The organism is Sphingobacterium cavernae, assembly GCF_008520265.1.
Lineage (GTDB): Bacteria > Bacteroidota > Bacteroidia > Sphingobacteriales > Sphingobacteriaceae > Sphingobacterium > Sphingobacterium cavernae.
The window spans coordinates 136898-160818 of the sequence record NZ_VIQM01000025.1; the positions used below are offsets into that span (position 1 = coordinate 136898).

The window sequence follows — 23921 nt, forward strand, 5'->3', positions numbered from 1 at the left end:
TAGAACAGTTACATAATAGCTTTTGTTTTTCTTTTGGTTATCACAAACTTTGGGAACGTTCCCAAACACTTGACGTAAAGATAGAAATTAAATTTATTTAAACCAAAAATTTATTCAAAATAAGTATTTCGAAATTTTCAAAATAAGTTTCTATATTACTAGCTCCAAACCCATTTTATGCAAGAAAAAACGACTAAGTCCACGCTACAAATCACTTCATTATGTATTGGCTCTCTAGGTATACAAATTGGTTTTGCATTACAAGCGGGAAATGTAACGCGCATACTACAAAATTATGGAGCAGATCTCACACAAGTTTCACTTTTTTGGCTTATAGCTCCGCTTTCAGGAGCAATTATTCAACCCTTAATCGGTTATTGGAGTGATAGAAATATAAATTCGGGTAGTACAAGAACTCCCTATCTACTGACAGGTGGAATTTTGTGTGCTTTATCATTGTTTGCCTTACCAAATTCAGACGTTCTTCTCGCGTTATGGTCACCGCTTTTTATAGGCGCATTACTCATAATCATTATAGATTTATCCTTTAATGTCAGCATGCATCCGCTTCGCGCAGCTATCACAGACTACCTTCCCACATTTCAGCAGCCCAAGGGGTTTGCGATTCAAACTTTTTTAATAAGTATTGGAGCCATTATTGGGTCAATATTGCCTTATATATTACACGAATTTCTATCCTTTAGCTCCACTTCAGAATCACAACAGATTGCCGATAATGTAAAATGGTCTTTCTATATTGGTGCATCTCTATTGTTGATCACCGTCTTAATCACAGCAAAAGCAATTACATCTAATAGCATAAAGCCCATATTCACATCTCAACTTAAATCAAGCAAAACTTTTTATCTGCCGCAGATTCCTAAAAAAATGTGGCAATTGGGATTAATACAATTCTTTAGCTGGGCTGGATTCTTTTTGGTTTGGATTTATATGACTCCAGCCATCGCCCAACATATCTATGCGGAGTTTGATTATTCTTCCCAATCAAAATTGTATGCCGAAGCTGCTAATTTTACAGGAATTTTATTCGGATGCTACCATTTAGCTGCAAGTGTATTTTCCCTCACTTTGCCCTATTTATATAAGAAAACGAATGTTATCACTACACACATGATCGCTTTATTTATTGGCGGAATAGGCTTGTTAGTTGTATTTAACAGTAATACTGTTGATCAACTGTATCTCCCAATGCTTTGTATAGGAATAGCTTGGGCAAGTATTTTAGCTTCGCCATTTGCTTTATTAAGTCGACTGATTCCACAACAAAAAATTGGATTGTACTTCGGAATATTCAACTTATTTATTACCGTACCGCAAATATTAGTCGGCTTAAGCAGTGGTATTCTTATACAAGATTACTTTCAAGGAAGGGCAATATTTGCAATCGTAATCGCTGGAATATCATTATTACTAGCTGGATCCACAGCGTTTATATTTAGAAAGTCTCTAAAATTGTGACGATTTGCGAATGCGCAATTCTGACTTTAAAACTATAGTATTGGTATCCAATTCTTGCTGCTCGCCTTTTAATTTATTTAACAATAATTTGGCTGCCTCCTGTCCTATTTGCTCTGCCGGTTGCGTCACTGTAGAAAGTGGAGGTGACAGAAGCTCCGCAATCTGAAGACTGGAAAAAGCGACCACTTTCAGATCTCTTGGAATATTTAAATCCAAATCATTACACACAAAATAGGTAGAAAAAGCTAGGCGCTCGACCGAAGCAAATACCGCATCGGGTTTATGATTAATCAGAACTTCTTTGATGATATTAAAATTTTCATCGTAAGAATTCGAACAGTCAACTATTAGCTCTTCTTGTATCGCGATATTGTGTTTCTTAAGGGCGTCTTTATACCCCAAAGCTCTTTCTTTACCTATAGAATAATCTTTGTCAACCACCAGATACGCTATGGAAGTACAGCCCCCCAATAGCAAATGTTCTGTCGCATCAAAGCTACTCTTGTAATCATCTGTAACAATTTTCGTAATATCCACATCGTCATATACACGATCAAAAAAAACAATAGGCATTTTTACCAAGTCTATATTATGCAGATAACTGTGGTTATCACGTTCACCGACAACCGACATTAGCACACCATCCACTTTACCATTCGAAATACTGGTTATAAATTCGCGCTCTTTGTTAATATCATCATCCGTAGCATAAATCAAGATATGATAGCCCTCTCGCTTTGCAATCTCTTCGGCACCTTTGATTATTTGCGTAAAATAGTTGTTTTCCAATTCGGGAACCACAACTGCTATGGTTTTACTCTTTTGCTCACGCAAATTACTAGCATAATGGTTTGGGCGATAATTAACTTCATTGGCATACGCCAAAATTCGATTACGAGTATTTGGATTTATATCACTTTTCTCTTGAAAAGCACGAGAAACAGTTGACTTTGATAAGTTTAATGCTTTAGCTATGGATATAATATCTACTTTACTCATAATTTTAGGTTTCTGATATTTTGGAAAAACAAAGTAAACAAAAAATGGATGATTAAATCACCCATTTTTCGCATTTATCTAAAAACTCCTGCTTGATATCCGCTCCAATTCCGATATCATCCGAAATATGTATCTCGTAACCATTATATTGAACACCTCCAATTACTGGATCTTCAAGATGACCGACCATGCACGTATCCAAATCATAGAATTTCACATTCGATGATGCATATGCAAAATGCACTTTTGCTGCCAATGCCAAACGAGATTCTAGCATTCCACCAATCATACATGGAATATTGTATTCACCAGCTACTGCTTGAATTTTCAATGCTTCGTTTATTCCTGAAGATTTCGAAAACTTAATATTAATATAATCACAAGCATCTGCTTTGCAAAGACGTTCAGCATCATGATGCGAATAAACAGACTCATCTGCCATAATAGGCACAATAGTTTGCGTACGCAATTCAGGCAACAGATGATCATTGTATGTTCGCATCGGTTGCTCGCAAAATTGAATTTTATAAGGTTCTAATCCTTGAAGAGCTTCGATAGCACCTTGATAAGACCAGCCTTGATTTGCATCTATACGAATTGGAATATCAAAACCTACAGCTTGACGAATCGCTCTGATACGCGCAATATCATCTTGCGGCTTCTTACCCAATTTCACTTTTAAAGCGAAAGCTCCACCATCTTTTAATTTCAATGCCTTTTGCGCCATTTCTTCAGGCGAAGCAATTCCTAACGTAATATCTGTTACAATATCCTTCTTCGTTCCACCTAAATATTGATACAACGGCAATCCAGCAGCCTTAGCCGCTAGGTCGTACAATGCCATATCAAATGCTGATTTTATTGTTGCATTGCCAGCGATATATAAATGCAATTCAGCTAAACGCTCTTCTAGAACCAAGGCATCTTTGCCTTTCCAAATTTTTGCAAAGTCTTGTGCTATAGCCAAACAGGTATTTTGTGTCTCTCCCACAATCATAGGAAATGCCGAACATTCTCCCACGCCATAATGCGCTGTGTCTGTAATTAACTTAATAAAGGTGTTCTGCGCATAATCCATTGTACCTGTAGCGATAACAAATGGTTCCATAGGAATACTAAGGCGGTAGACTTGAATTTCTGTAATAATCATAACTGTTTGTATAGAAGGACAAAAAAACGAATGAAATTCCATATTACCAATCAAACTACGCAATAAATACAAATCAAGTCTAAAAAAAGCTACAGGATTAAAAATAAATCAAATTATATTAAACTTTATTGAAAATTTTTCAATTATTTTGGTTGAAAATTTTTATATTAGCAAACTCAAATTAGGTAACATAATTTATATTAAGAATGCAGCAAGAAGGACTTTACAACCCAGAATTTGAACACGACGCTTGTGGTGTTGGTTTTGTAGCACATATAAAAGGTAAAAAATCGCATAACCAAGTGCGTGACGCCTTGATTATGCTAGAAAACATGGAACATCGCGGGGCTTGCGGATGTGATCCTGAAAGTGGTGATGGTGCAGGAATAATGATTCAAGTACCACATGAATTTTTTTGGGAAGAATGCATTGATCTAGGCATACAACTTCAAGAGCCTGGATACTATGGTGTGGGTATGGTATTTTTACCAAAAGAAAAAACGCTAAACGACCTATGTCGTCAAGTTATAAAAGAAGCAGCCGCAGATAGAAAAATGGATTTCTTAGGTTTTCGAGCTGTTCCAGTAAACAAAGAAGGAATTGGACCTACAGCTCTAAGCGCAGAACCTGAAATCGTTCAGTTCTTCGTGTCAAGACCTGAAGGAGTGACAAACACAGAAGATTTCGAAAGAAAATTATACGTTCTCCGAAGACTTATAATCCAAAAAATCAAATCAACCCAAGAATACCCTCTTCCGCTCTACATCGCTTCGCTTTCTTGCAAAACAATTATTTACAAAGGTCAATTGACAACTTATCAAGTTGGCACATATTATAAAGACTTAAAAGATTCACGTGTCGTATCTGCTTTCGGTTTGGTACACTCGCGTTTTTCTACAAATACATTTCCATCATGGTCATTGGCGCAGCCTTTCCGCATGATGGCACACAATGGTGAGATCAACACCTTGACGGGTAACTTAAACTGGTTCTACGCAGCAGTACGCTCTCTTTCTTCTCCGTATTTCACAAAAGAAGAAATGGAAATTTTGTTGCCTGTTGTGGACAAAGGTCAATCCGATTCAGCTTGTCTGGATAATGTGGTTGAAATTCTATTACACAGTGGACGCAGCTTGCCACACGTGATGTTGATGTTAGTTCCTGAAGCATGGGACGGCAACACACAAATGGACCCATTGAAAAGAGCATTCTACGAATACCACGCGACATTGATGGAGCCATGGGATGGTCCAGCAGCATTGTGTTTCACAGATGGTAAAATTATCGGTGCTACTTTAGATAGAAACGGGTTACGTCCTTTACGTTTTGCGGTAACTTCTGATGATCGCGTAATCGTGGCTTCCGAAGCTGGTGCATTGCCAATTGATGAATCTATTATCATCAAAAAAGGTCGTCAACAACCTGGTAAAATCTTCGTGGTAGACATGGAGGCTGGAATAATCCGTACAGACGAAGAAGTTAAAGGCGAATTGGTTCGTCAACAACCTTACGGTGAATGGATCAACAATTATAAAATTAAACTAGAAGAATTAGCGGAGCCGCGTGTTACGTTTACATACCTGTCAAAAGAATCTGTTTTCAAATACCAACAAGCTTTTGGTTATTCGAGAGAAGATATTGAGACAATATTAACACCAATGGCAACTACTGGTTATGAGCCAATCGGTTCTATGGGTACGGATGTTCCTTTGGCTGTATTGTCGGATCAACCGCAACACATTTCTAGCTATTTCAAACAATTTTTCGCACAAGTAACGAACCCACCAATCGACCCAATTCGCGAGCGTTTGGTAATGAGTTTGGCTACTTTTATAGGTAATTCTGGCAATATTCTTGTTGAAGACAAAAAATCTTGTCATTGTGTGACGTTAGAACACCCAATCTTAACTTCAAGCGAATTAGAGAAATTACGTTCTATCGACACAGGAGTTTTCCAAGCGAAAACATTACAATCATACTTCCGTGCAGATGGCAAGCCAGGTTCATTAGAAGCAGGTATCGAAAGATTATGTCGTTATGCAGATGATGCGGTACGTGATGGATTCGAAGTCATTATCTTATCAGACCGTGCTATTGATTCTCAACACGCAGCTATCCCTTCGATTCTGGCGGTATCAGCAGTACATCACCACTTGATTAAAACAGGTAACCGTGGTGCGGTAGGTTTGGTCGTAGAAGCGGGTGACGCTTGGGAAGTACACCATTTCGCATGTTTATTAGCTTTCGGAGCGACAGCAATCAACCCATATTTAGCTTTAGCTAGTATCCGTACGTTAAAAGCAGAAGGCCAACTTGAAACAGAGTTAGAATGGGAAGTATTACGCAAGAACTACGTAAAAGCAGTTTGCAATGGCTTGTTGAAAATATTCTCTAAAATGGGTATTTCGACATTGCAATCGTACCATGGTGCTCAAATCTTTGAGGTATTAGGTATCGATAAATCTGTGGTGGACAAATATTTCTGTGGCGCAGTATCACGTATTGGCGGGTTGGCTTTGGATGATATCGCACGCGAAGCACTAACTAAGCACTGGCGTTCGTTTGAAGCACCTCGCAACGTAAAACCATTATTACCAGAAGGTGGTATTTACCAATGGAAACGTCGCGGTGAAGGTCACTTGTGGAATCCACAAACTGTCCACTTGTTACAACAAGCTTGTCGTAACAATGACTACGAATCATTTAAAAAATATTCTGCATTAATCAATAACCAAAAAGAAGCAATGTTTACGCTTCGCGGATTATTGGATTTTGCAAAACATAGAAACTCAATCTCGATTGACGAGGTAGAACCAGCAAGCGAAATCCTGAAACGCTTTGCTACAGGAGCGATGTCTTTCGGTTCTATTTCACACGAAGCACACAGCACATTAGCTATTGCAATGAACCGTATAGGCGGTAAATCCAATACTGGTGAAGGTGGTGAGGATGAAATCCGCTACCAAAAGTTACCAAATGGAGACTCTATGCGTTCGGCAATCAAACAAGTAGCTTCTGCACGTTTTGGTGTTACATCAAACTACTTGACTCAAGCCGATGAGATCCAAATCAAAATGGCGCAAGGTGCTAAACCAGGGGAAGGTGGTCAATTACCAGGACACAAAGTTGACGATTGGATCGCTAAAACACGTCACTCTACGCCAGGTGTAGGTCTTATTTCTCCTCCACCACACCACGACATTTACTCAATCGAGGATTTGGCACAATTGATTTTCGATTTGAAAAATGCCAACCGCGATGCACGTATCAATGTGAAATTGGTATCGAAAGCAGGTGTAGGTACAATTGCTGCTGGTGTTGCGAAAGCGCACTCCGATGTAATCTTGATCGCAGGATATGACGGTGGTACTGGAGCTTCTCCAATCAGCTCAATCAAACATGCAGGTCTTCCTTGGGAACTTGGTTTGGCTGAAGCACACCAAACATTAGTACAAAATAAACTACGCAGTCGTGTCGTATTACAAGCGGACGGTCAAATGAAAACTGGTCGTGATTTAATCATTGCAACTTTATTAGGTGCTGAAGAATGGGGTGTGGCTACAGCGGCATTAATTGCTGGTGGATGTATTATGATGCGCAAATGTCATTTGAATACGTGTCCAGTAGGTGTTGCGACGCAAGATCCTGAATTACGTAAACTTTTCTCTGGAAAACCAGAAGACATAGTGAATTTGTTCCATTTCTTAGCAGAAGAAATGCGTGAGATTATGGCTCAATTAGGATTCCGTACTATCAATGAGATGGTAGGTCGTGCACAATTCTTGAAAAAACGAGAAGATGTAGGGCATTGGAAAGCTTCCAAAGTGGATTTCTCTGGGATCTTACACGTAGCACGCAACGAAGTTGGTCAATCTCTTTACAATACCGAAGAACAAGATCATGGCATGAGCATGATCCTAGATTGGGGATTGTTAAAACAAGCTAAAGATGCTTTAGATAATAAAACTCCAGTATTCGGAACATTTATCGTAAAAAATACGGACCGTACTATTGGTACTTTACTTTCAAACGAAATATCAAAAATTTATGGTTCGGAAGGTTTGCCTGACAATACAATCAACTTCAAATTTGAAGGTTCTGCTGGTCAATCATTCGGAGCATTTAATACAAAAGGAATTTCATTCGAATTAGAAGGTGAAGCGAACGATTACGTAGGTAAAGGTTTATCCGGTGCACAATTAGCAATTTATCCAGCTAAAGAAAGCACGTTAACACCTCACGAAAACATTATTATTGGTAACGTAGCCTTATATGGCGCGACTTCAGGTCACTTGTTTATCAATGGTATGGCTGGTGAGCGTTTTGCAGTTCGTAACTCGGGAGCTACAGCAGTTGTTGAAGGAATCGGAGACCACGGATGTGAATATATGACAGGTGGCCGTGCTTTAATCTTAGGTGGCACAGGTAGAAACTTCGCAGCAGGTATGAGTGGTGGTATAGCCTGGATTTATGACATCAATGGTAATTTCAAAGAAAATTGCAACCAAGAAATGGTGGATCTTGACCCACTTGAAACTCAAGATGAAACTGAAATCATCGCGCTATTAAAACGTCATGTGAATTTGACAAAAAGCGCGAGAGCATCATATATCTTAGAGAATTGGGCTACCGAAAAGAACAGATTCATCAAGGTATTCCCTCGTGAATATAAAAATGTGTTATTGAAAAAAATGGTTGTAGCTTAATTAAAGAGGAAATAAAATCATGGGAAAAGCAACTGGATTTTTAGAATTCGATAGAGTACTTCCTCAAAAAGAGGCTGTAGAAAATAGAAAACAAAATTACCAAGAATTTGTACACACTTATTCTGACGAGCAATTGAACAATCAAGCTGCACGTTGTATGAACTGTGGTATTCCATTCTGTCACTCAGGATGTCCTCTTGGAAATGTTATACCAGAATTTAACGATGCTGTGTATGACGGCAAATGGGAAGAAGCATACAATATATTATCATCAACTAATAACTTTCCAGAGTTTACAGGACGTATTTGTCCTGCGCCATGCGAGTCCGCATGTGTATTGGGTATCAACAAAAATCCTGTAGCCATTGAGGAAATCGAAAAACATATCATTGAGATTGCTTACAAAAAAGGCTACGTACAACCTAATAAGTCTGCAATTAAAACAGGTAAAAAAGTTGCTGTTGTTGGTGGCGGTCCTGCTGGACTTGCTGCTGCAGCACAGTTAAACAAAGCTGGTCACGATGTTGTTGTGTACGAACGTGATGACAAAGTGGGCGGATTATTGCGCTACGGTATTCCTGATTTTAAATTAGATAAATCGGTTATCGACAGACGCGTAGACGTAATGAAAGAGTCGGGAATTGAGTTCCGCACAAATGCAGAAGTTGGTAAAAACGTACCAGCATCTGAATTGGATCAATATGATGCTGTAGTATTGTCTGGTGGATCTACAATTCCTCGTAATTTGAATATCCCTGGACGTGAACTAAAAGGCGTTTACTATGCAATGGAATTCTTGAAACAACAAAACCAACGTGTAGGTAACTCCCCTATCGAAACAGAAGAAATCTTAGCTACTGGCAAAAATGTATTGGTAATCGGTGGCGGTGATACTGGATCTGACTGTGTTGGTACTTCAAACAGACACGGTGCAAAATCCGTGACACAGTTTGAATTGATGCCGCAACCACCACAAGCTCGTTCAGCTGCTATGCCTTGGCCGACTTATCCGATGTTGTTAAAAACAACGACTTCGCACGAAGAAGGATGTCAAAGACATTGGAGTATCAGCACCAAAGAATTCTTAGGCGACGGAAACGGTAATCTTCGCGCTGCTTTAGTTGTTGATTTGGAATGGGAAACTGACGCTTTAGGCAGACCTACAAAATTCAAAGAAGTTGAAGGTTCTCAACGTGAAATTCCTTGCGAATTGGTAACATTAGCGATGGGATTCTTACACCCACAATATGATGGCCTTTTACAACAATTAGGCATCGCATTGGATGAAAGAGGAAACGTTAAAGCTGTAGAAGGTTCTTACCAAACTAGTGCAAACAAATATTTCGCTGCTGGCGATATGCGTCGCGGTCAATCATTAGTCGTATGGGCGATTTCAGAAGGTCGCGAATGTGCGCGGAAAGTGGATGAATTCTTAATGGGTTCGACGGTATTAGAAAGTAAAGAAGCTGTCTATACATATGCATAGAAACTAATCATCATCTATATTTTTTTAATATTCCCTTTTATTACATTCGTAAAAAAGGGAATTATTTTTTTAAAGTATTTTTCAATAAAATAATTGAAAATCAAGTTTTATAACCAATTAAACATTTAACCCGTACTTTATTTTCAAAATTAAAAAGCACTTCAAAATCTTAGATTAATAATGTATTTTTATTAAAAATATCATCTACACATGAAGCGGTTTCTTAATTATTGGAATAAAATTAAGAATATAGGAAAGGATTCATCCTTATCTTTGTATAATATTAAGGTGCTTAATAATATTAATGCTGCGTCATTTATTTTTATACTTGTTTCATTCTCCTATGCTGTTCTAAATTTCTTTCAAGGAAGACCCTTATTGACAACTATCAATCTGTCTATAACACTAAATCTTACTACAGTATTAATACTTAATCATTACAGAAAATATGATTTAGCAAAAATCGTATTATTGTTCTTCAATGCTTTTTCACTCACCTTATCATGATTTATTTATAAAAACCAATCAGAACTATACTTACTGAGCGTGCTGATAGCCATTACACTTATTTATAGAAATAGAAGTATCCAAATAATATCGAGTGTTATTTTAAGTGCAATATTCATTGCTATTAAATTTGTTCCGTATCCATTTGATGTCGACTTACCCGTACTGCCCGAACGAACAATTTTAAATGTATGTGGAGGATTATTCTGTTTGATTTACATCATAATGATACAATACAATGCCCAAATTTCGACTAATAGAATAATACGTAAACAACATTTATTAGTTCAGAAAAACAATCAAAACATGAAAAAGATCCTAACGATTATCGCTCATGATGTACGTGCTCCTTTAGGGTCAATTCAAAATTTGCTTTTTCTTTATAAAGAAAAGATTATTTCAAGAGAAATAGCTACTGACACTTTTGAATCTATAAATGATCGATTAACGAATCTTGACAGCACACTTGTCGAATTATTAAATTGGAGCTCCACAAGTCTGCGTCGCTCTCGGGTCGAGCCAAAAGACATTAAATTAATTGAAGCCATAGATCATTTATGTGTATTCTTAAAATCACAATTTGAAAATAAAAACTTACAAATACTGACCGATATTCCAAGTGATTTAAGTGTATTTGCAGATCCATATCATTTAAATATTATAGTTCCAAACTTACTGAACAATGCAATTAAGTTTTCACACAATGAGGGTAAATTGTGGTGTCTGCTAGTCAGGAAAATGATCAAATAAGATTGAAAATTCAAGATTATGGTATTGGAATTTCGACAGAAAAAATGAAGAATTTTCTCGAAACTATTCAAACACCCAATTTAGGAACAGCAGGTGAGAGAGGCACTTGCTTTGGACTCGTACTTGTAAATGATCTTATCCAACAAAATAATGGCCATATCACTTTAAAAAGTAAATTAGGTGAAGGTTCGACTTTCATTATATCGCTACCAAAAAGTAAGGCCTTACAGCAGACAAATGTTTTAGTAACATCATAGACTCCATCTCTGTTGGAAAAAGGATCAGATAATAATAATGAAAAGAAATATAATCTACTAGATTAGTATATTTTCATTTTTTATAGCGCAATTCATACGATTTACGTATGTTTGTACTTAATTAAGAATTAATCTAAAGAGTACTTTGGGCGAAATTTTACTTCATATTCTAGTACCGCTTGTCATTTTTGGCTTCATCGCTTTGTTCACGCTATTTGCTGTGTATGCAGAGCGTAAAATTGCAGGTTTTGTACAAGATAGACTTGGCCCAATGGAAACTGGAAAATACGGCTTATTACAAACTTTTGCCGACATTCTTAAACTCCTTCAAAAAGAATTGATAAACCCTTCTGCTGCAGATAAAATATTATTTGCTGCAGCGCCAGTCGTTATTTTTGTAGCTGTATTTATTGGGTATTCCGTAGTACCTTGGGCGCCTGACTTTATTCCTGCAAATACAAACACAGGACTCTTCTTCATCATGGCTGTAGTATCTATCGATGCGTTAGGCATCTTGATGGCGGGTTGGGGTTCTAATAACAAATACTCTTTATTGGGTTCCATTCGCGCGATCGCGCAAATGGTATCGTATGAAATTCCGGTTGGATTATCTTTAATCGCAGCAGTAATGATTACACAAACTTTGAATCTAAACGCAATCGCATTCAATCAAGGAATTCTCAGTACAGAAAGTATTCATTTCCTAGGATTTTGGGATGTTTCTGAGATTGGTGGAATATTCGCTTGGAATATATTCCAAGCTCCTCATTTGATTGTTGTTTATGTCATCTTTTTTGTGGCTACACTCGCAGAATGTAATCGTGCTCCATTTGATATTCCAGAGGCTGAATCGGAGCTGATTGGTGGTTTTCATACAGAATATGGAGGAATTCGCTTTGCCTTTGTATTCTTAGCAGAATATGCCATGATGTTTTTGGTGGCTATGCTTGGTGTAGTTATATTTTTAGGCGGATGGAATACCCCCTTACCAAATATTGGTGCTTTAAAATTGGCAGATTGGACGACAGGTTTAGTTTGGGGTATTTTTTGGACTTTTGCAAAATCATTGACCATAGTAGGTATTCAAATGTGGATTCGTTGGACTTTACCTCGTTTTAGAGCAGACCAACTAATGAACTTATGTTGGAAAGTGATGATTCCAATTGCTTTTGCCTGCATGGCAATATCAGGATTGTGGCGCATATTAGTAATGAATTAAGTTGATTTTAAAAACAACAATACACGGCTTTGCGACAGCGGTAAAAGGATTACTTTTGACCGTAGGTCACCTCTTTGGAGCGAAGAAATCACGTGAAACACGCGATATTCGCCAAGCTGACTATTTTGAGAAACAAGAAGGTGTTACTACAGTGCAGTTTCCACACGAGAAAATGCCAATTCCTGAGGTAGCACGTTATCAATTAGACGTCGAAATAGATGATTGCATCGTGTGTGATTTGTGCGCAAAAGCTTGTCCTGTGGATTGTATAACTATAGAATCTATAAAATCACCTGAGGCAATAGGAAAAACATCGGACGGCAGTGTAAAACGTCTGTACGCCGCGCAGTTTGATATTGACATGGCCAAATGTATGTATTGTGGATTATGTACTGTGGTATGTCCGACAGAATGTATCACGATGACCAATCAATACGATCGAAGCACGACAAAATTAACAGATTTGATCTATGATTTCGGTGAAATGACCGATGATGAAATAGCCAAACGTAAAGAAGAATGGACACGTTTCCAAGCTGACAAGGAGGCAGCGAAAAAGAAATAATGAATCTAGAAGTATTTCTTTTTTATGCTTTTGCAGCTTTAGCAATAGGTTCTTCGCTTTTAGTGGTGAGTCTAAAAAATACAGCACGTGCTTTATTCTTGTTCTTCATTACTTTATTTGCGATGGCTGGGTTGTTCTTATTCGCTTTAGCAGATTTTGTGGCTATCACGCAAATTATGGTGTATGTCGGTGGAGTTTTGATATTGATGATATTTGCTTTTATGCTTTCAAACAAAGAGCTATTGGCAGATTTACAGCAGATTTCAGGCTCTTTTATAAGTATGCCGAGTTGGCAATCCTTATTACTAGCTTTAGGATTTTTTAGCGTTATTTTACTTGGCTTGAAAGAATGGAATAATGACATGCCCGAATGGATAATGAGTAATATCAAATCCGGTGATGTCATCTCGCCCAACGATAACAATATACATCAATTGGGCATCAAGTTCATGACACAATACGTGTTGCCATTTGAGGTGATTTCTATATTCTTGTTGATGGCACTTATTGGTGCAGCACATTTATCTAGAAAGGAGGAAACGCAATGATTACGTTGACACATTTTTTGGTGGTAAGTGCTTGTATTTTTTGCATCGGACTGTACACGGTATTAGCTAAACGCAATGCCATCATGATTTTAGTCGGCATTGAATTGATGATTAATGCAGCTATTCTGAATTTTGTAGCTTTCAGCAAATACGATAAAATCAATTACGGCGGTCAAGTGTTTGCTTTGTTCGCTATTGTGTTAGCGGCAGCTTCTGTTGCAGTAGGATTGGCAATAATTCTAAACGTGTACAGACATTACAAAACCATTAACCCTGATAATATTACGGATTTAAGAGATTAATGCACTACCTACTTAACATATCGCCCATTACAGCAAGTATGCTAGTCGTGCTTTTGCCGTTTGTTGCCTTTATAATTCAGGGAATATTGGGTAAGAAGTCCACTTCTGGTATATTTTCGTTGGTTGCTATCGTACTGAGTACAATTTTATCTGGTGTTTTTGTGTTTGCAGAAGTGTGGAACAGTACGCCCTTGCAAGCAGATTATACGTGGTTTACAATTGGTGAAAAGACATTCAGCATTGGGGTAATACTAAATAATCTGACGGTTTTAATGCAGTTTATTGTCTGCATTATTGCATTGCCCGTTCATATATATTCTAAATCCTACATAAAAGGTGATGCAGGTTTACATCGTTATTGGATGTATTTGAGCTTGTTCTGCTTTGCTATGTTGGGTTTGACCATTTCCAAAAATCTACTTGTCATGTACATTTTCTGGGAATTGGTGGGTTTCGCTTCTTACTTGTTAATTGGATTTTGGTTTACCAAGGAATCTGCTGTACAAGCAAACAAAAAAGCCTTTTTGATCAATAGAATTGGAGATTTGGGATTTTTAATCGGTCTAGCCATTCTATTCAGCACCTTTGGAACATTAGATTTAGTAGAAATATTGGGCAAAGACGGGTTAATCTTCCAAGGTATCATTGATACTAATTCGGGATTAATAACCGCAGCAGGAATTTGTTTCTTCTTAGGAGCAATGGCAAAATCAGCTCAGTTTCCGCTACATCTTTGGCTGCCTGATGCAATGGAAGGACCAACTTCTGTTTCATCTTTAATTCACGCTGCGACCATGGTTGCTGCAGGGGTATTTTTATTGAGTTCGATTTTTCCATTATTCAACGGAACGGTTTTAATCATTATCGCATTCATAGGCACCATAACCGCTATTACCTCGGCTATTTTTGCGTTAGCACAATACGATATTAAAAAAGTATTAGCTTTCTCTACCATTTCTCAATTAGGTTATATGATGGTAGCGGTAGGAATTGGCGCATGGGATGCGGGTATGTTTCACTTAGCAACACACGCCTTTTTCAAATGTCTTTTATTCTTGAGTGCAGGTGCAGTTATTCACGAAATGGCGCATTTGAAAGCACATACCAATCTAGATTTTGACCCACAGGATTTGCGTAACATGGGCGGACTTCGTCAATATATGCCAAAGACATTTGTGATGATGGCTATTGCTTCATTGGCATTGGCAGGATTTCCATTGACTTCGGGATTTCTGTCGAAAGACGCTATTGTGATTTCTGCTTTTGAATGGGCAGTACAGCAAGGAGGAATCGCACTTCTGATTCCAATTGTTTTGGTAATTGTCAGTATTCTAACGTCATTCTACATTGGAAGATTAATTTTCAAAGCATTCTTTGGAACCTTACGAGTTGATGTTGGTGATAAAGTACATTTGCATGAGGCACCCAAAACAATGCTGATCCCAATGGCTTTCTTAGCAGTTTGTTCTTTATTCATTGTATTTTCATGGAATCCCTTTTCGTATGCGAATGCTGCAATTTTAAATGGATTAGTAGTAGATTATACGTTCCCTGAGATTCACACTTTACACCTAATAATTCCAATTGTATTGACCGCTACTGCGATAATTAGTTGGTGGATTGGCTACAATTGGTATGTAAAAGGCAAGTATCCTTTGAATGCGAATAGCAGTTGGATTCATTTTACTCAAAATCAATTTGGCATGAATGAATGCATGATGAAAACTTTCGTCAATCCAACGCTGAAAATCGGAAAAATCAGCTTTTGGTTTGATAAATACATCGTGGATGGCATCGTGAATGGCTCAGCTTATATTACTCGCCAAGTCAGTGCCTTGATAACTTGGATTGATAAATACATTGTCGACGGTATAGTGAATGGCGTTGCTAGCTTAGCATATGAATTTGGAAATGCACTACGCACATTTCAGAATGGTCGTTTACAAAGTTACTTGGGACTCACGATGACTGTGCTTTTGATTGGAATAATTTATTTGATATTAAAATAAAATGGGATTACTCTCACTACTCATATTTTTGCCATTGCTTGCAACAGCTTTAATTTTACTGTTGCCTGCGACTATGCGCCAAAGCTATAAATATATTGCTTTGGGAATTACGGTTGTGCAATTTGCGCTATCAGGTTGGTTGTATAGCCAATTTGATAATGCTGCTACAGGAATTAATCAAATCAATGGCTTTCAATTCGTGGAACAACTTCCTTGGATACGTTTGGATTTGGGCAGTTTAGGTCAATTAGAAATTGATTACTTCCTTGGCGTAGATGGTGTATCGCTCCCATTATTGGTATTGAGTGCTTTTGTCATGCTAATGGCCATTGGGGCTTCTTGGAATGTGACGAAGAGTTCAAAAGGCTATTTCTCTCTGCTGATGCTTTTAAATATGGCGGTAATGGGGATTTTCTGTGCATTGGACTTTTTCCTTTTCTACATCTTCTACGAAGTAATGTTGCTTCCATTATATTTCCTAATCGGAATTTGGGGAGGTGCAAATCGTGAATATGCAGCCATTAAGTTCTTTATATATACGCTATTTGGTTCAGTATTCATGCTGCTAATCATCGTAGGTTTATATTTCTCCGTTATTAACCCAGAAACTGGCGCACATACGTTCAACATGTTGCATATGATGAATCCTAACAATTATGTGGATGGTTCATTCTTTGCATACTTGAATAATTATTACGAAGTATTGGGGATACCAGCACGTATGTTGGGCTTTATCGTCTTATTTATTGCTTTTGCAATCAAAGTTCCCATCGTTCCATTGCATACGTGGCTACCTGATGCACACGTGGAAGCACCTACTCCAGTTTCCATTATACTTGCGGGTATTTTGTTAAAAATCGGAGGATACGGTATTATCCGTGTCTGTTTGAGTATATTTCCAGATGCAGCGGTTGACGCCAATTGGTGGTTAGGATTAATAGGTGTGATCTCTATTTTATATGGTGCTCTAAATGCCTTAGCACAAAAAGATTTAAAGCGTTTAATCGCTTATTCTTCTGTTTCGCATATGGGCTTTGTACTTTTAGGTGTTGCCTCCTTAACTGCTGAAGGTATTTCAGGTGCGTTATTCCAAATGCTTTCACATGGTTTCTTATCAGCAGCTTTATTCTTTTTAGTAGGAGTCATTTACGACCGTGTACACGACAGAAATATCCATAATTTCCGTGGATTAGCTACACATATGCCAGCTTATACAGGATTTGTTGCTGTAGCTTTCTTTGCCTCATTAGGCTTACCTGGTTTCTCTGCATTCATCGGTGAAGCGTTTGTGATTATCGGAACATTCAATGCTGAATCAGTTGGTACTGGTGTACCTCGCTGGATGGCAATTGCGGGTTCGGTAGGTATTCTATTAAGTGCAGCGTATTTATTATGGACTTTGCAACGTATGTTTTTTGGACTAACACGTTTCAAAGGTGGCGAAGATTGGGCTTTAGCTTTGACGGATGTCAGTGCACGTGAGCGTACCATCCTGTTCCCTACTTTGGCATTAGCGTTATTATTAGGAATCATGCCTTCATTGGTTTTTGACAAAATGAACGCAACGGTTCTTAATTTAGTTTCATTGGTTACACAGTATCTATAATGCAAGATATCAATATACAATTACCGAGCATACTTGACCAGGTTATCCAATCTATTCCGGCTTTCAAAGCGGAGTTGGCTTTGATATTTGCTTTCTTGGGAAGTATTATAGCGACTTTGTTTTTGGATAAAATTTGGAAGCAGAGTTCTTTTGTTATCACAATAATCGGTATTGTTACATCATTAATTCTATCTACACAACAATTAGGAGCACCACAGAATGGATTTTTTGGAATGCTCACAATTGACGATTTTTCGGTATACGCTAGAGGAATTATTCAAGTTGCATTATTGATCTGTATCATCTTTATACAACAACATTTTCAGCATAAAAAGTTTGGCAAAAACTTAGGTGATGTGTACAGTATATTGCTTGCTGCAGCTTTAGGGATGAATATTTTGACAATGACGAGCAATTGGTTGTTGGCATTCATTGCTATTGAGACCGTTTCGATAAGCTCGTATATTTTGGTGGGTTATTTTTCGGAAAACAAAAAGCAGTCAGAAGCTTCGATGAAATATGTGCTTTTCGGATCTGTTTCCGCTGCTGTTATGCTTTACGGTTTATCCTTGATATATGGATTTACAGGAAATTTAGATTTCACGTCATTCGAACATATTCAAGGATTAATAGAAGCACCGAAAATATTATTATCCATAGCATTGCTGTTTATGTTTGTGGGAATAGGTTTCAAATTGAGTTTTGTGCCTTTCCACATGTGGGCACCAGATGTGTACGAAGGTGCATCTACTCCTATCACAACATTCTTATCTACAGTACCTAAAATTGGTGCTTTAGTTTTATTAGCACGCCTTTTTGAAGAATGGACATCTACATCATTCTTCTTCTCAGAATTGGTATTAATATTGGTAAGCGTGGCGGCAATTGTCACCATGCTAGCCGGCAATTTAATTGCCTTGCGTCAATCGAATATCAAGCGTATGATGGCGTATTCTTCCATTGGTCATACAGGTTTTCTACTGATGGCATTGGTTGGAAACTTAGCTTCGGAACCGCAAGTATTATTATTTTACATCGCAGTGTATACAATTATGAACTTGGCAGTTTTTGGATTAATCGACGTATTAGAGCAAAAAACAGGTTCAGCACAACTGGAGAATTACCAAGGTTTAGGTAAACAATTTCCTATAGTGTTTAGCATTCTTACACTATTGGGTATTTCATTAGTCGGCTTACCTCCTACTGCAGGATTTGTCGGAAAACTATTTGTCTTTACTTCTATCTTCGATTTATTCCAATTCAACAACAATCGTTATTACTTAATTTTATTGGTTGTAGGAGCTTTAACATCGGTAATTTCGTTGTTCTATTACTTCAAAATTCCTTTATTTGCTTTCTTACGCAAAGGCGAAGAAATAAAAATATTTCCGACCACTTCTACACAAATCGTGTATATCATTTCAGTAGTTTTAGGTATTTCGACATTGGTTTTGGGCATTTTTCCTAACATCCTTTTGACATTATTTAAATAAAGACTACAGAACTTCTTAGGAATAAGTAATACATTTGTACCAACTATGATACAAAATAAAGCTATCGTCATCACTCCTGTTAAAAATTCACTAGAAAACACTTTAGTGACTATTAAAAGTATAAAAAACAGCAATCTGCATGTCGATTACTATATATATGATGATTATAGCGAGTCTAATATTTCTAAAACATTAGAATCAAAAGCTGATGAATTAGGCTATCATTACATTCATCTCTCATCTTTGACTGACTCTCCTTCGCCAAATTATTTTACGGTTTTGAAGGATGCGCAAAAGAAAAGTATTCATCATCAACTACCACTCATTATTGTTGAGTCAGATGTAGAGGTTAACCCAGACACTTTTGAAAAATTATTGAACTATCATCAAGCAAACTCATACGCAGGAATGATCGGAGCAATAACCGTAGATTACGATGGGAAAATCAACTTTCCATATCTAAAATTTAAAGACACAAAAGAAAATATTATCGAGACGAATAGAAGTCTTAGTTTTTGCTGTACATTCCTTAGTTTAAGTTTTCTTGAGAAATTCAGTTTTGAAAATTTGGATCAAAGTAAAGATTGGTTTGATACAAGTATTTCGTATGCCTCGATAGAAAATGGTTTTAAAAACTTTGTACTTATCAATACGCCAGTCTTACACAAACCCCATGGTAGCAGACCTTGGAAACAATTGAAATATACGAATCCATTAAAATATTATTGGTTGAAATTCACTAAAAGAAGAGATAAAATCTAACAATATGTTTATCCAATCTCCAAATGAATTAAGCTATCGACATGGAGTTCCCTTTGTCATTTGGTGCTATTGGGAGGGTGGAGAAATGTCTCCGAATAGAAAAAAATCTTTTGATTTTTTAATGCAGAATATAGAAGTTCCAATTGCATTAATCACACGTGAAAATTTGTCAAAATTTATCAAACCTGATTATCCGCTCTCGGAAGCATTCGAATATATCAGTATTGTTCATCGTTCGGACTATATAAGAGCCTATCTTATGCATCACTACGGCGGTGGATGGCATGACATCAAAGCGACATTAGTGTCTTATAAATCCGTTTGGGCTGAGTTTGTTGACCCGAAAATTTGGATTATCGGCCGTAAAGAAATTCAAAAAGGTGCAGCAAAAGTATTAGATGAATATGGTAATTTTATCCCAGAACATTACCAAGATTTAATAGTCGTTCCTTCTTGGGTTGCAAGGCCAAATACACTTCTTTCAAAGGAAATTTTAGTGGGTATAGAAAATATTTTAGCGCAAAATTTAGATTGTTTAAAAGAAAACCCAGCTATTCATCCAAGAGAAAAAAGACTTCCGAAAGGCAACATTTTCAAAGAAATATTCAATATAATAAAGTTCAAATATCAAAAGAGATCAACAAAGTATCCACTCGAATGGACTTTATTTGGTAATGTTTTTCATCCCAAAATATTAAAATACAAACAACACATTTCTGTTAGCTTACCTGTAGATCAAGAAAAGAATGCGGGAATTTACCACAGAAATTAAGTGTAGCTTAAGAAAACATATTTATCAATTTAGATAAAGATCTATTTCTACGAAGTGGGCCATTTAAATATTTCTTGAAAAATTCGCTATGGTGCTGATTTAAATAATCTATTTCTGCATTCTTCTTATCTGTCGACATGCTTTTGCGACGCGAAGTCGTATGTATACGATAATAGAATCCTACAAAAGGCAGTTGAATTACTTTTCCTCCATCCTTTAAAAGCTTAATCCAAAATTCCCAATCCTCGCGCACCAAAACCTTATTTTCTGTATAGCCATTTACACGCTCCCAATCCGATTTTCTAAATATAGCACTTACGTAAATTAGATTATCCATTGCAAGGTTATATAGCGAAAACTTCTTAAGACTCCATGGCTTATTTACTTTTCCAAACTTATGGGCTTTAGCATAAACTACTTTCAAATCGGGATCTTCGTTCAACTTACTAATAGCTTCTACTATGTAATTGTCGCTTATTAGGTCATCGGCGTCCAACGGCAAGATATATTCACCAGAGGACTGAGAGATTCCAAAATTTCGTGCTACAGAAGGACCTGAATTAGCTTGAAAATAATAACTAACATTGCTAAATTTTGAACATAATAACATTGCAATTTCCTTAGAATTATCAGTGGAACCATCATCTACTATAATTATTTCCAACTCATCATACTTCGAATTCAAGACACTTTGAACGGTTTCTTCTAAATAAAGTCCATGATTAAAACAAGGAATTACGACACTTACCAACATTATTCTTCTAGATTTTGCAATTAAATATATAATAAGATTTAGTGTAGTATTTCAATTATTCCGAATGAAGCTTAAATTAAACAACCTAATACCTACAATTGATTGTAAAACTATAAATTGTTAGCGACCTTTCAAATATTTTAAATGAGTTCGATATTTTATCATAGTGATTTTAAAATAAAACATAACCTTTATTTAAGAGAGATTAATTCAATCCAATAGTAATTCAACTATTAAATATCTTTACCTTATTTGTAAGAACACTAAATACTACAAATCACCAAAACATCCCTTTTAAACACAATCCATAGCAAATTTTAATAATCGAAAATTAATAAATAAAGTAAATTATGAGTATGTTTGGAAGATCATTCAATATGTTAATAAAGTCCAAAATTATAAAATCCATGTAGGACAAGGTATGTTCGATTAACAAACTTGAATAAAAGTTAAATAAATTAAATGTAGTATTATTACCCGTCGCTGCGTTTAATATTATAAACCATGCGAATGAGAATTATATGTTATTAAGTGTACTAATTCCTAATTATAACGGAAAAGAATTATTAAAAAAAAATATACCCTCAATTCAAGCTGCATTAGAATATGCTGGAGTATCCCATGAAATAATTATAGTTGACGATTGTTCAAAAGACGACTCAATAATTTTTTTACAGCAAAATTATCCTGATATTAAGGTTGTGAAAAACGATGTTAATTTAGGATTTTCGAAAACTTGTAATAACGGAATTTCACATTGCAAAGGTAAATATTTGTTACTCTTAAATTCAGACATTGAACTTACCCCTACATATATCCAAATATGTTTAAGTCATTTTACAAATGACAGCATATTTTCTATCACAGGAATAGCTAAAGATGATAGTACTCATCCTCAAAATACAGGTATCCTTTATCGCAAAGGATTATTTACTATAAAAAAATATCCAAATCACATTAACAACGAAACGCATTTTATATCAGGCGCAAACTCAATTTATGATACGGCAAAATTGAACGAATTAAGTGGATTTAACCCCATTTATAGTCCTTATTATTTTGAAGATGATGATCTTAGTTATCGAGCGTCTCAAAAAGGTTGGAAGAGTTATTTTATAAGAGAAGCGATATCTTACCATCAAGGCTCAGTGTCGATTAAATCATCTGCCTCTAAGAAAAAAATAAAACAAATTTACTTTCGTAACAAAATGATTTTTAACCATCTACATTCTAATACCTCATATAAACTATATAACATTAAAATTCTTCTTTTCAATGTTATACCCAAAATTATTGTGGGACAATTTTGGATTTGGAAAAGCTACAACGATTACTTATTACTTACTAAAAAAAGATAATTGAATTAATTTTAATAATCTTTCACCTATGATTAAAGAAATTAGTAATTCTTTTTTTAAAATTTAACCTTTTTTAGCATATAATGTGTAGCATTTTTGCTGATTTATACGTTGTATAATGTATAAGTAAGTAAACAAACTATAAGTATGCCGCACACTAAAGAAACAATTTTATTTGGAGCCCCTACTAACTTCGGATTTTCAGATGCTATAAAAAGTGAATTAACTTCTCTAGGATTCCTCGTAATTGATTTTTCTACGATCCAAGGCATACCTTTCAAATATAAATGTTTAGGAGATCGATTATATAATTGTTATAGAAAAACATTTTTTAATGATTATTCGCATAAAGAAAAATTAAGAGCTCAAGGTCATAAAGATCACCTAATAAGTATATTAGATACTATTCCACAATGTGATTATGGACTATTTATACGTCCTGATTTTTTTCCAATTGAGTTCCTAGAAGCTTTAAAATCAAAGGTAAACACTTTGATAGGTTATCAGTGGGATGGACTTAAACGATTCCCTTTTATTAATGACTATATACCTGTATTCGACAAATTTTATGTTTTCGATGCTGAAGATTTAAAGAATGCCAGTACTTTACCTACCACAAATTTCTATTTCGATATAGCTAATCCACAAGAGTATAAACCTATAAATGATGAAGCATACTTCATTGGGAGCTACATTCCAGAAAGGATGGAACATATTATAGACTTAAAAAATGTACTGAATACCAATAATATTAAAGATAATATTATGCTATATACCAACAGCAGTAGCGAAAGAAAAGATATATTAAAGAATGGTTTAACGCATATATCCCAATTTATAAATTATAAAGAAAACCTTAATCACACACTTAAAGCATCAGTACTAATTGATATGCATAACCCTATACATCAGGGATTAACTTTTCGGGCTTTTGAATCATTAGGATATGGAAAAAAACTTATCACATCAAATCCAGAAATAAAGAAATATGACTTTTACCGACCTGAAAATATTTTTGTTTGGAATAGCACAAATACTAATGAATTAGAGTCCTTTCTAAATGTCCCTTACATTGAAGTTGACCCAATAATTCGCGAAAAATACAGTTTTAAGAATTGGATTAGATATATACTAAATCTCGAAAATCATATTCCAATAACACTTCCTCGTAAAGAATTAGTATTTACATAAATAAGGCC

19 protein-coding genes are annotated in these 23921 nt (G+C 36.1%); 16 read left to right on the plus strand and 3 right to left on the minus strand.

Annotated features, from left to right (window positions below; genetic code table 11):
- Positions 1-177: 177 nt before the first annotated feature.
- A complete protein-coding gene (locus tag FLS47_RS04450; RefSeq protein WP_149913184.1) occupies positions 178-1479 on the plus strand; it encodes an MFS transporter in 1302 nt (433 codons plus the stop codon).
- Here the strand turns inward: FLS47_RS04450 and FLS47_RS04455 are convergent.
- Together FLS47_RS04455 and FLS47_RS04460 are read right to left on the minus strand one after the other, a co-directional pair.
- Positions 1468-2478: a LacI family DNA-binding transcriptional regulator gene (locus FLS47_RS04455; protein ID WP_149913185.1), complete on the minus strand. Its 1011-nt coding sequence runs from the start codon at positions 2476-2478 to the stop codon at positions 1468-1470. The two genes, FLS47_RS04450 and FLS47_RS04455, sit on opposite strands and share 12 nt — an antisense overlap.
- 52 nt (positions 2479-2530) lie before the next feature.
- A complete protein-coding gene (locus FLS47_RS04460) occupies positions 2531-3628 on the minus strand; it encodes a mandelate racemase/muconate lactonizing enzyme family protein (protein WP_149913186.1) in 1098 nt (365 codons plus the stop codon).
- Positions 3629-3834: 206 nt separating this feature from the next.
- Between FLS47_RS04460 and gltB the strand changes: the two genes are divergently transcribed.
- The 13 genes from gltB to FLS47_RS04525 all read left to right on the plus strand — a co-directional run bounded on the left by gltB (position 3835) and on the right by FLS47_RS04525 (position 20610).
- Positions 3835-8334: a glutamate synthase large subunit gene (gltB, locus tag FLS47_RS04465; RefSeq protein WP_149913187.1), complete on the plus strand. Its 4500-nt coding sequence runs from the start codon at positions 3835-3837 to the stop codon at positions 8332-8334.
- Positions 8335-8353: 19 nt separating this feature from the next.
- Positions 8354-9820 carry a glutamate synthase subunit beta gene (locus FLS47_RS04470; protein ID WP_149913188.1) on the plus strand — a complete coding sequence of 489 codons (1467 nt, stop codon included), beginning with the start codon at positions 8354-8356 and terminating at the stop codon, positions 9818-9820.
- 813 nt (positions 9821-10633) lie between these two features.
- On the plus strand, positions 10634-11077 hold the full coding sequence (locus tag FLS47_RS04475) for a sensor histidine kinase (RefSeq protein WP_149913189.1): 444 nt from the start codon (positions 10634-10636) through the stop codon (positions 11075-11077).
- Positions 11047-11334, plus strand: coding sequence for a sensor histidine kinase (locus FLS47_RS04480; protein WP_223225127.1), 288 nt, complete (start codon positions 11047-11049; stop codon positions 11332-11334). Before FLS47_RS04475 ends, FLS47_RS04480 begins: the two co-directional genes overlap by 31 nt.
- Before the next feature lie 145 nt (positions 11335-11479).
- Positions 11480-12553, plus strand: a complete 1074-nt coding sequence (nuoH, locus tag FLS47_RS04485; protein ID WP_149913191.1) for an NADH-quinone oxidoreductase subunit NuoH — start codon at positions 11480-11482, stop codon at positions 12551-12553.
- A gap of 4 nt (positions 12554-12557) precedes the next feature.
- Positions 12558-13118: a 4Fe-4S binding protein gene (locus FLS47_RS04490; RefSeq protein WP_149913322.1), complete on the plus strand. Its 561-nt coding sequence runs from the start codon at positions 12558-12560 to the stop codon at positions 13116-13118.
- On the plus strand, positions 13118-13666 hold the full coding sequence (locus FLS47_RS04495; protein WP_149913192.1) for an NADH-quinone oxidoreductase subunit J family protein: 549 nt from the start codon (positions 13118-13120) through the stop codon (positions 13664-13666). Before FLS47_RS04490 ends, FLS47_RS04495 begins: the two co-directional genes overlap by 1 nt.
- Positions 13663-13968 carry an NADH-quinone oxidoreductase subunit NuoK gene (gene nuoK, locus FLS47_RS04500; protein WP_149913193.1) on the plus strand — a complete coding sequence of 102 codons (306 nt, stop codon included), beginning with the start codon at positions 13663-13665 and terminating at the stop codon, positions 13966-13968. Before FLS47_RS04495 ends, nuoK begins: the two co-directional genes overlap by 4 nt.
- Positions 13968-15977 carry an NADH-quinone oxidoreductase subunit L gene (gene nuoL, locus FLS47_RS04505; protein ID WP_149913194.1) on the plus strand — a complete coding sequence of 670 codons (2010 nt, stop codon included), beginning with the start codon at positions 13968-13970 and terminating at the stop codon, positions 15975-15977. Before nuoK ends, nuoL begins: the two co-directional genes overlap by 1 nt.
- A 1-nt stretch (position 15978) precedes the next feature.
- Positions 15979-17583 (plus strand): complex I subunit 4 family protein, encoded by a 1605-nt coding sequence (locus FLS47_RS04510; RefSeq protein WP_149913195.1) that lies wholly within the window; start codon positions 15979-15981, stop codon positions 17581-17583.
- Positions 17583-19076: an NADH-quinone oxidoreductase subunit N gene (locus tag FLS47_RS04515; RefSeq protein ID WP_149913196.1), complete on the plus strand. Its 1494-nt coding sequence runs from the start codon at positions 17583-17585 to the stop codon at positions 19074-19076. Before FLS47_RS04510 ends, FLS47_RS04515 begins: the two co-directional genes overlap by 1 nt.
- A gap of 45 nt (positions 19077-19121) precedes the next feature.
- Positions 19122-19838 (plus strand): glycosyltransferase, encoded by a 717-nt coding sequence (locus FLS47_RS04520; protein WP_149913197.1) that lies wholly within the window; start codon positions 19122-19124, stop codon positions 19836-19838.
- Between the two features lie 4 nt (positions 19839-19842).
- Positions 19843-20610, plus strand: a complete 768-nt coding sequence (locus FLS47_RS04525) for a capsular polysaccharide synthesis protein (RefSeq protein ID WP_149913198.1) — start codon at positions 19843-19845, stop codon at positions 20608-20610.
- 7 nt (positions 20611-20617) lie between these two features.
- Here the strand turns inward: FLS47_RS04525 and FLS47_RS04530 are convergent, their stop codons facing one another.
- Positions 20618-21364 (minus strand): glycosyltransferase family 2 protein, encoded by a 747-nt coding sequence (locus FLS47_RS04530; RefSeq protein ID WP_149913199.1) that lies wholly within the window; start codon positions 21362-21364, stop codon positions 20618-20620.
- Positions 21365-21885: 521 nt separating this feature from the next.
- Between FLS47_RS04530 and FLS47_RS04535 the strand changes: the two genes are divergently transcribed.
- The gene (locus FLS47_RS04535) at positions 21886-22722 is read left to right on the plus strand and encodes a glycosyltransferase family 2 protein (RefSeq protein ID WP_149913200.1); all 837 of its coding nucleotides are present in this window, start codon (positions 21886-21888) and stop codon (positions 22720-22722) included.
- 147 nt (positions 22723-22869) lie between these two features.
- A complete protein-coding gene (locus tag FLS47_RS04540; protein ID WP_149913201.1) occupies positions 22870-23913 on the plus strand; it encodes a hypothetical protein in 1044 nt (347 codons plus the stop codon).
- Positions 23914-23921 lie beyond the last annotated feature (8 nt).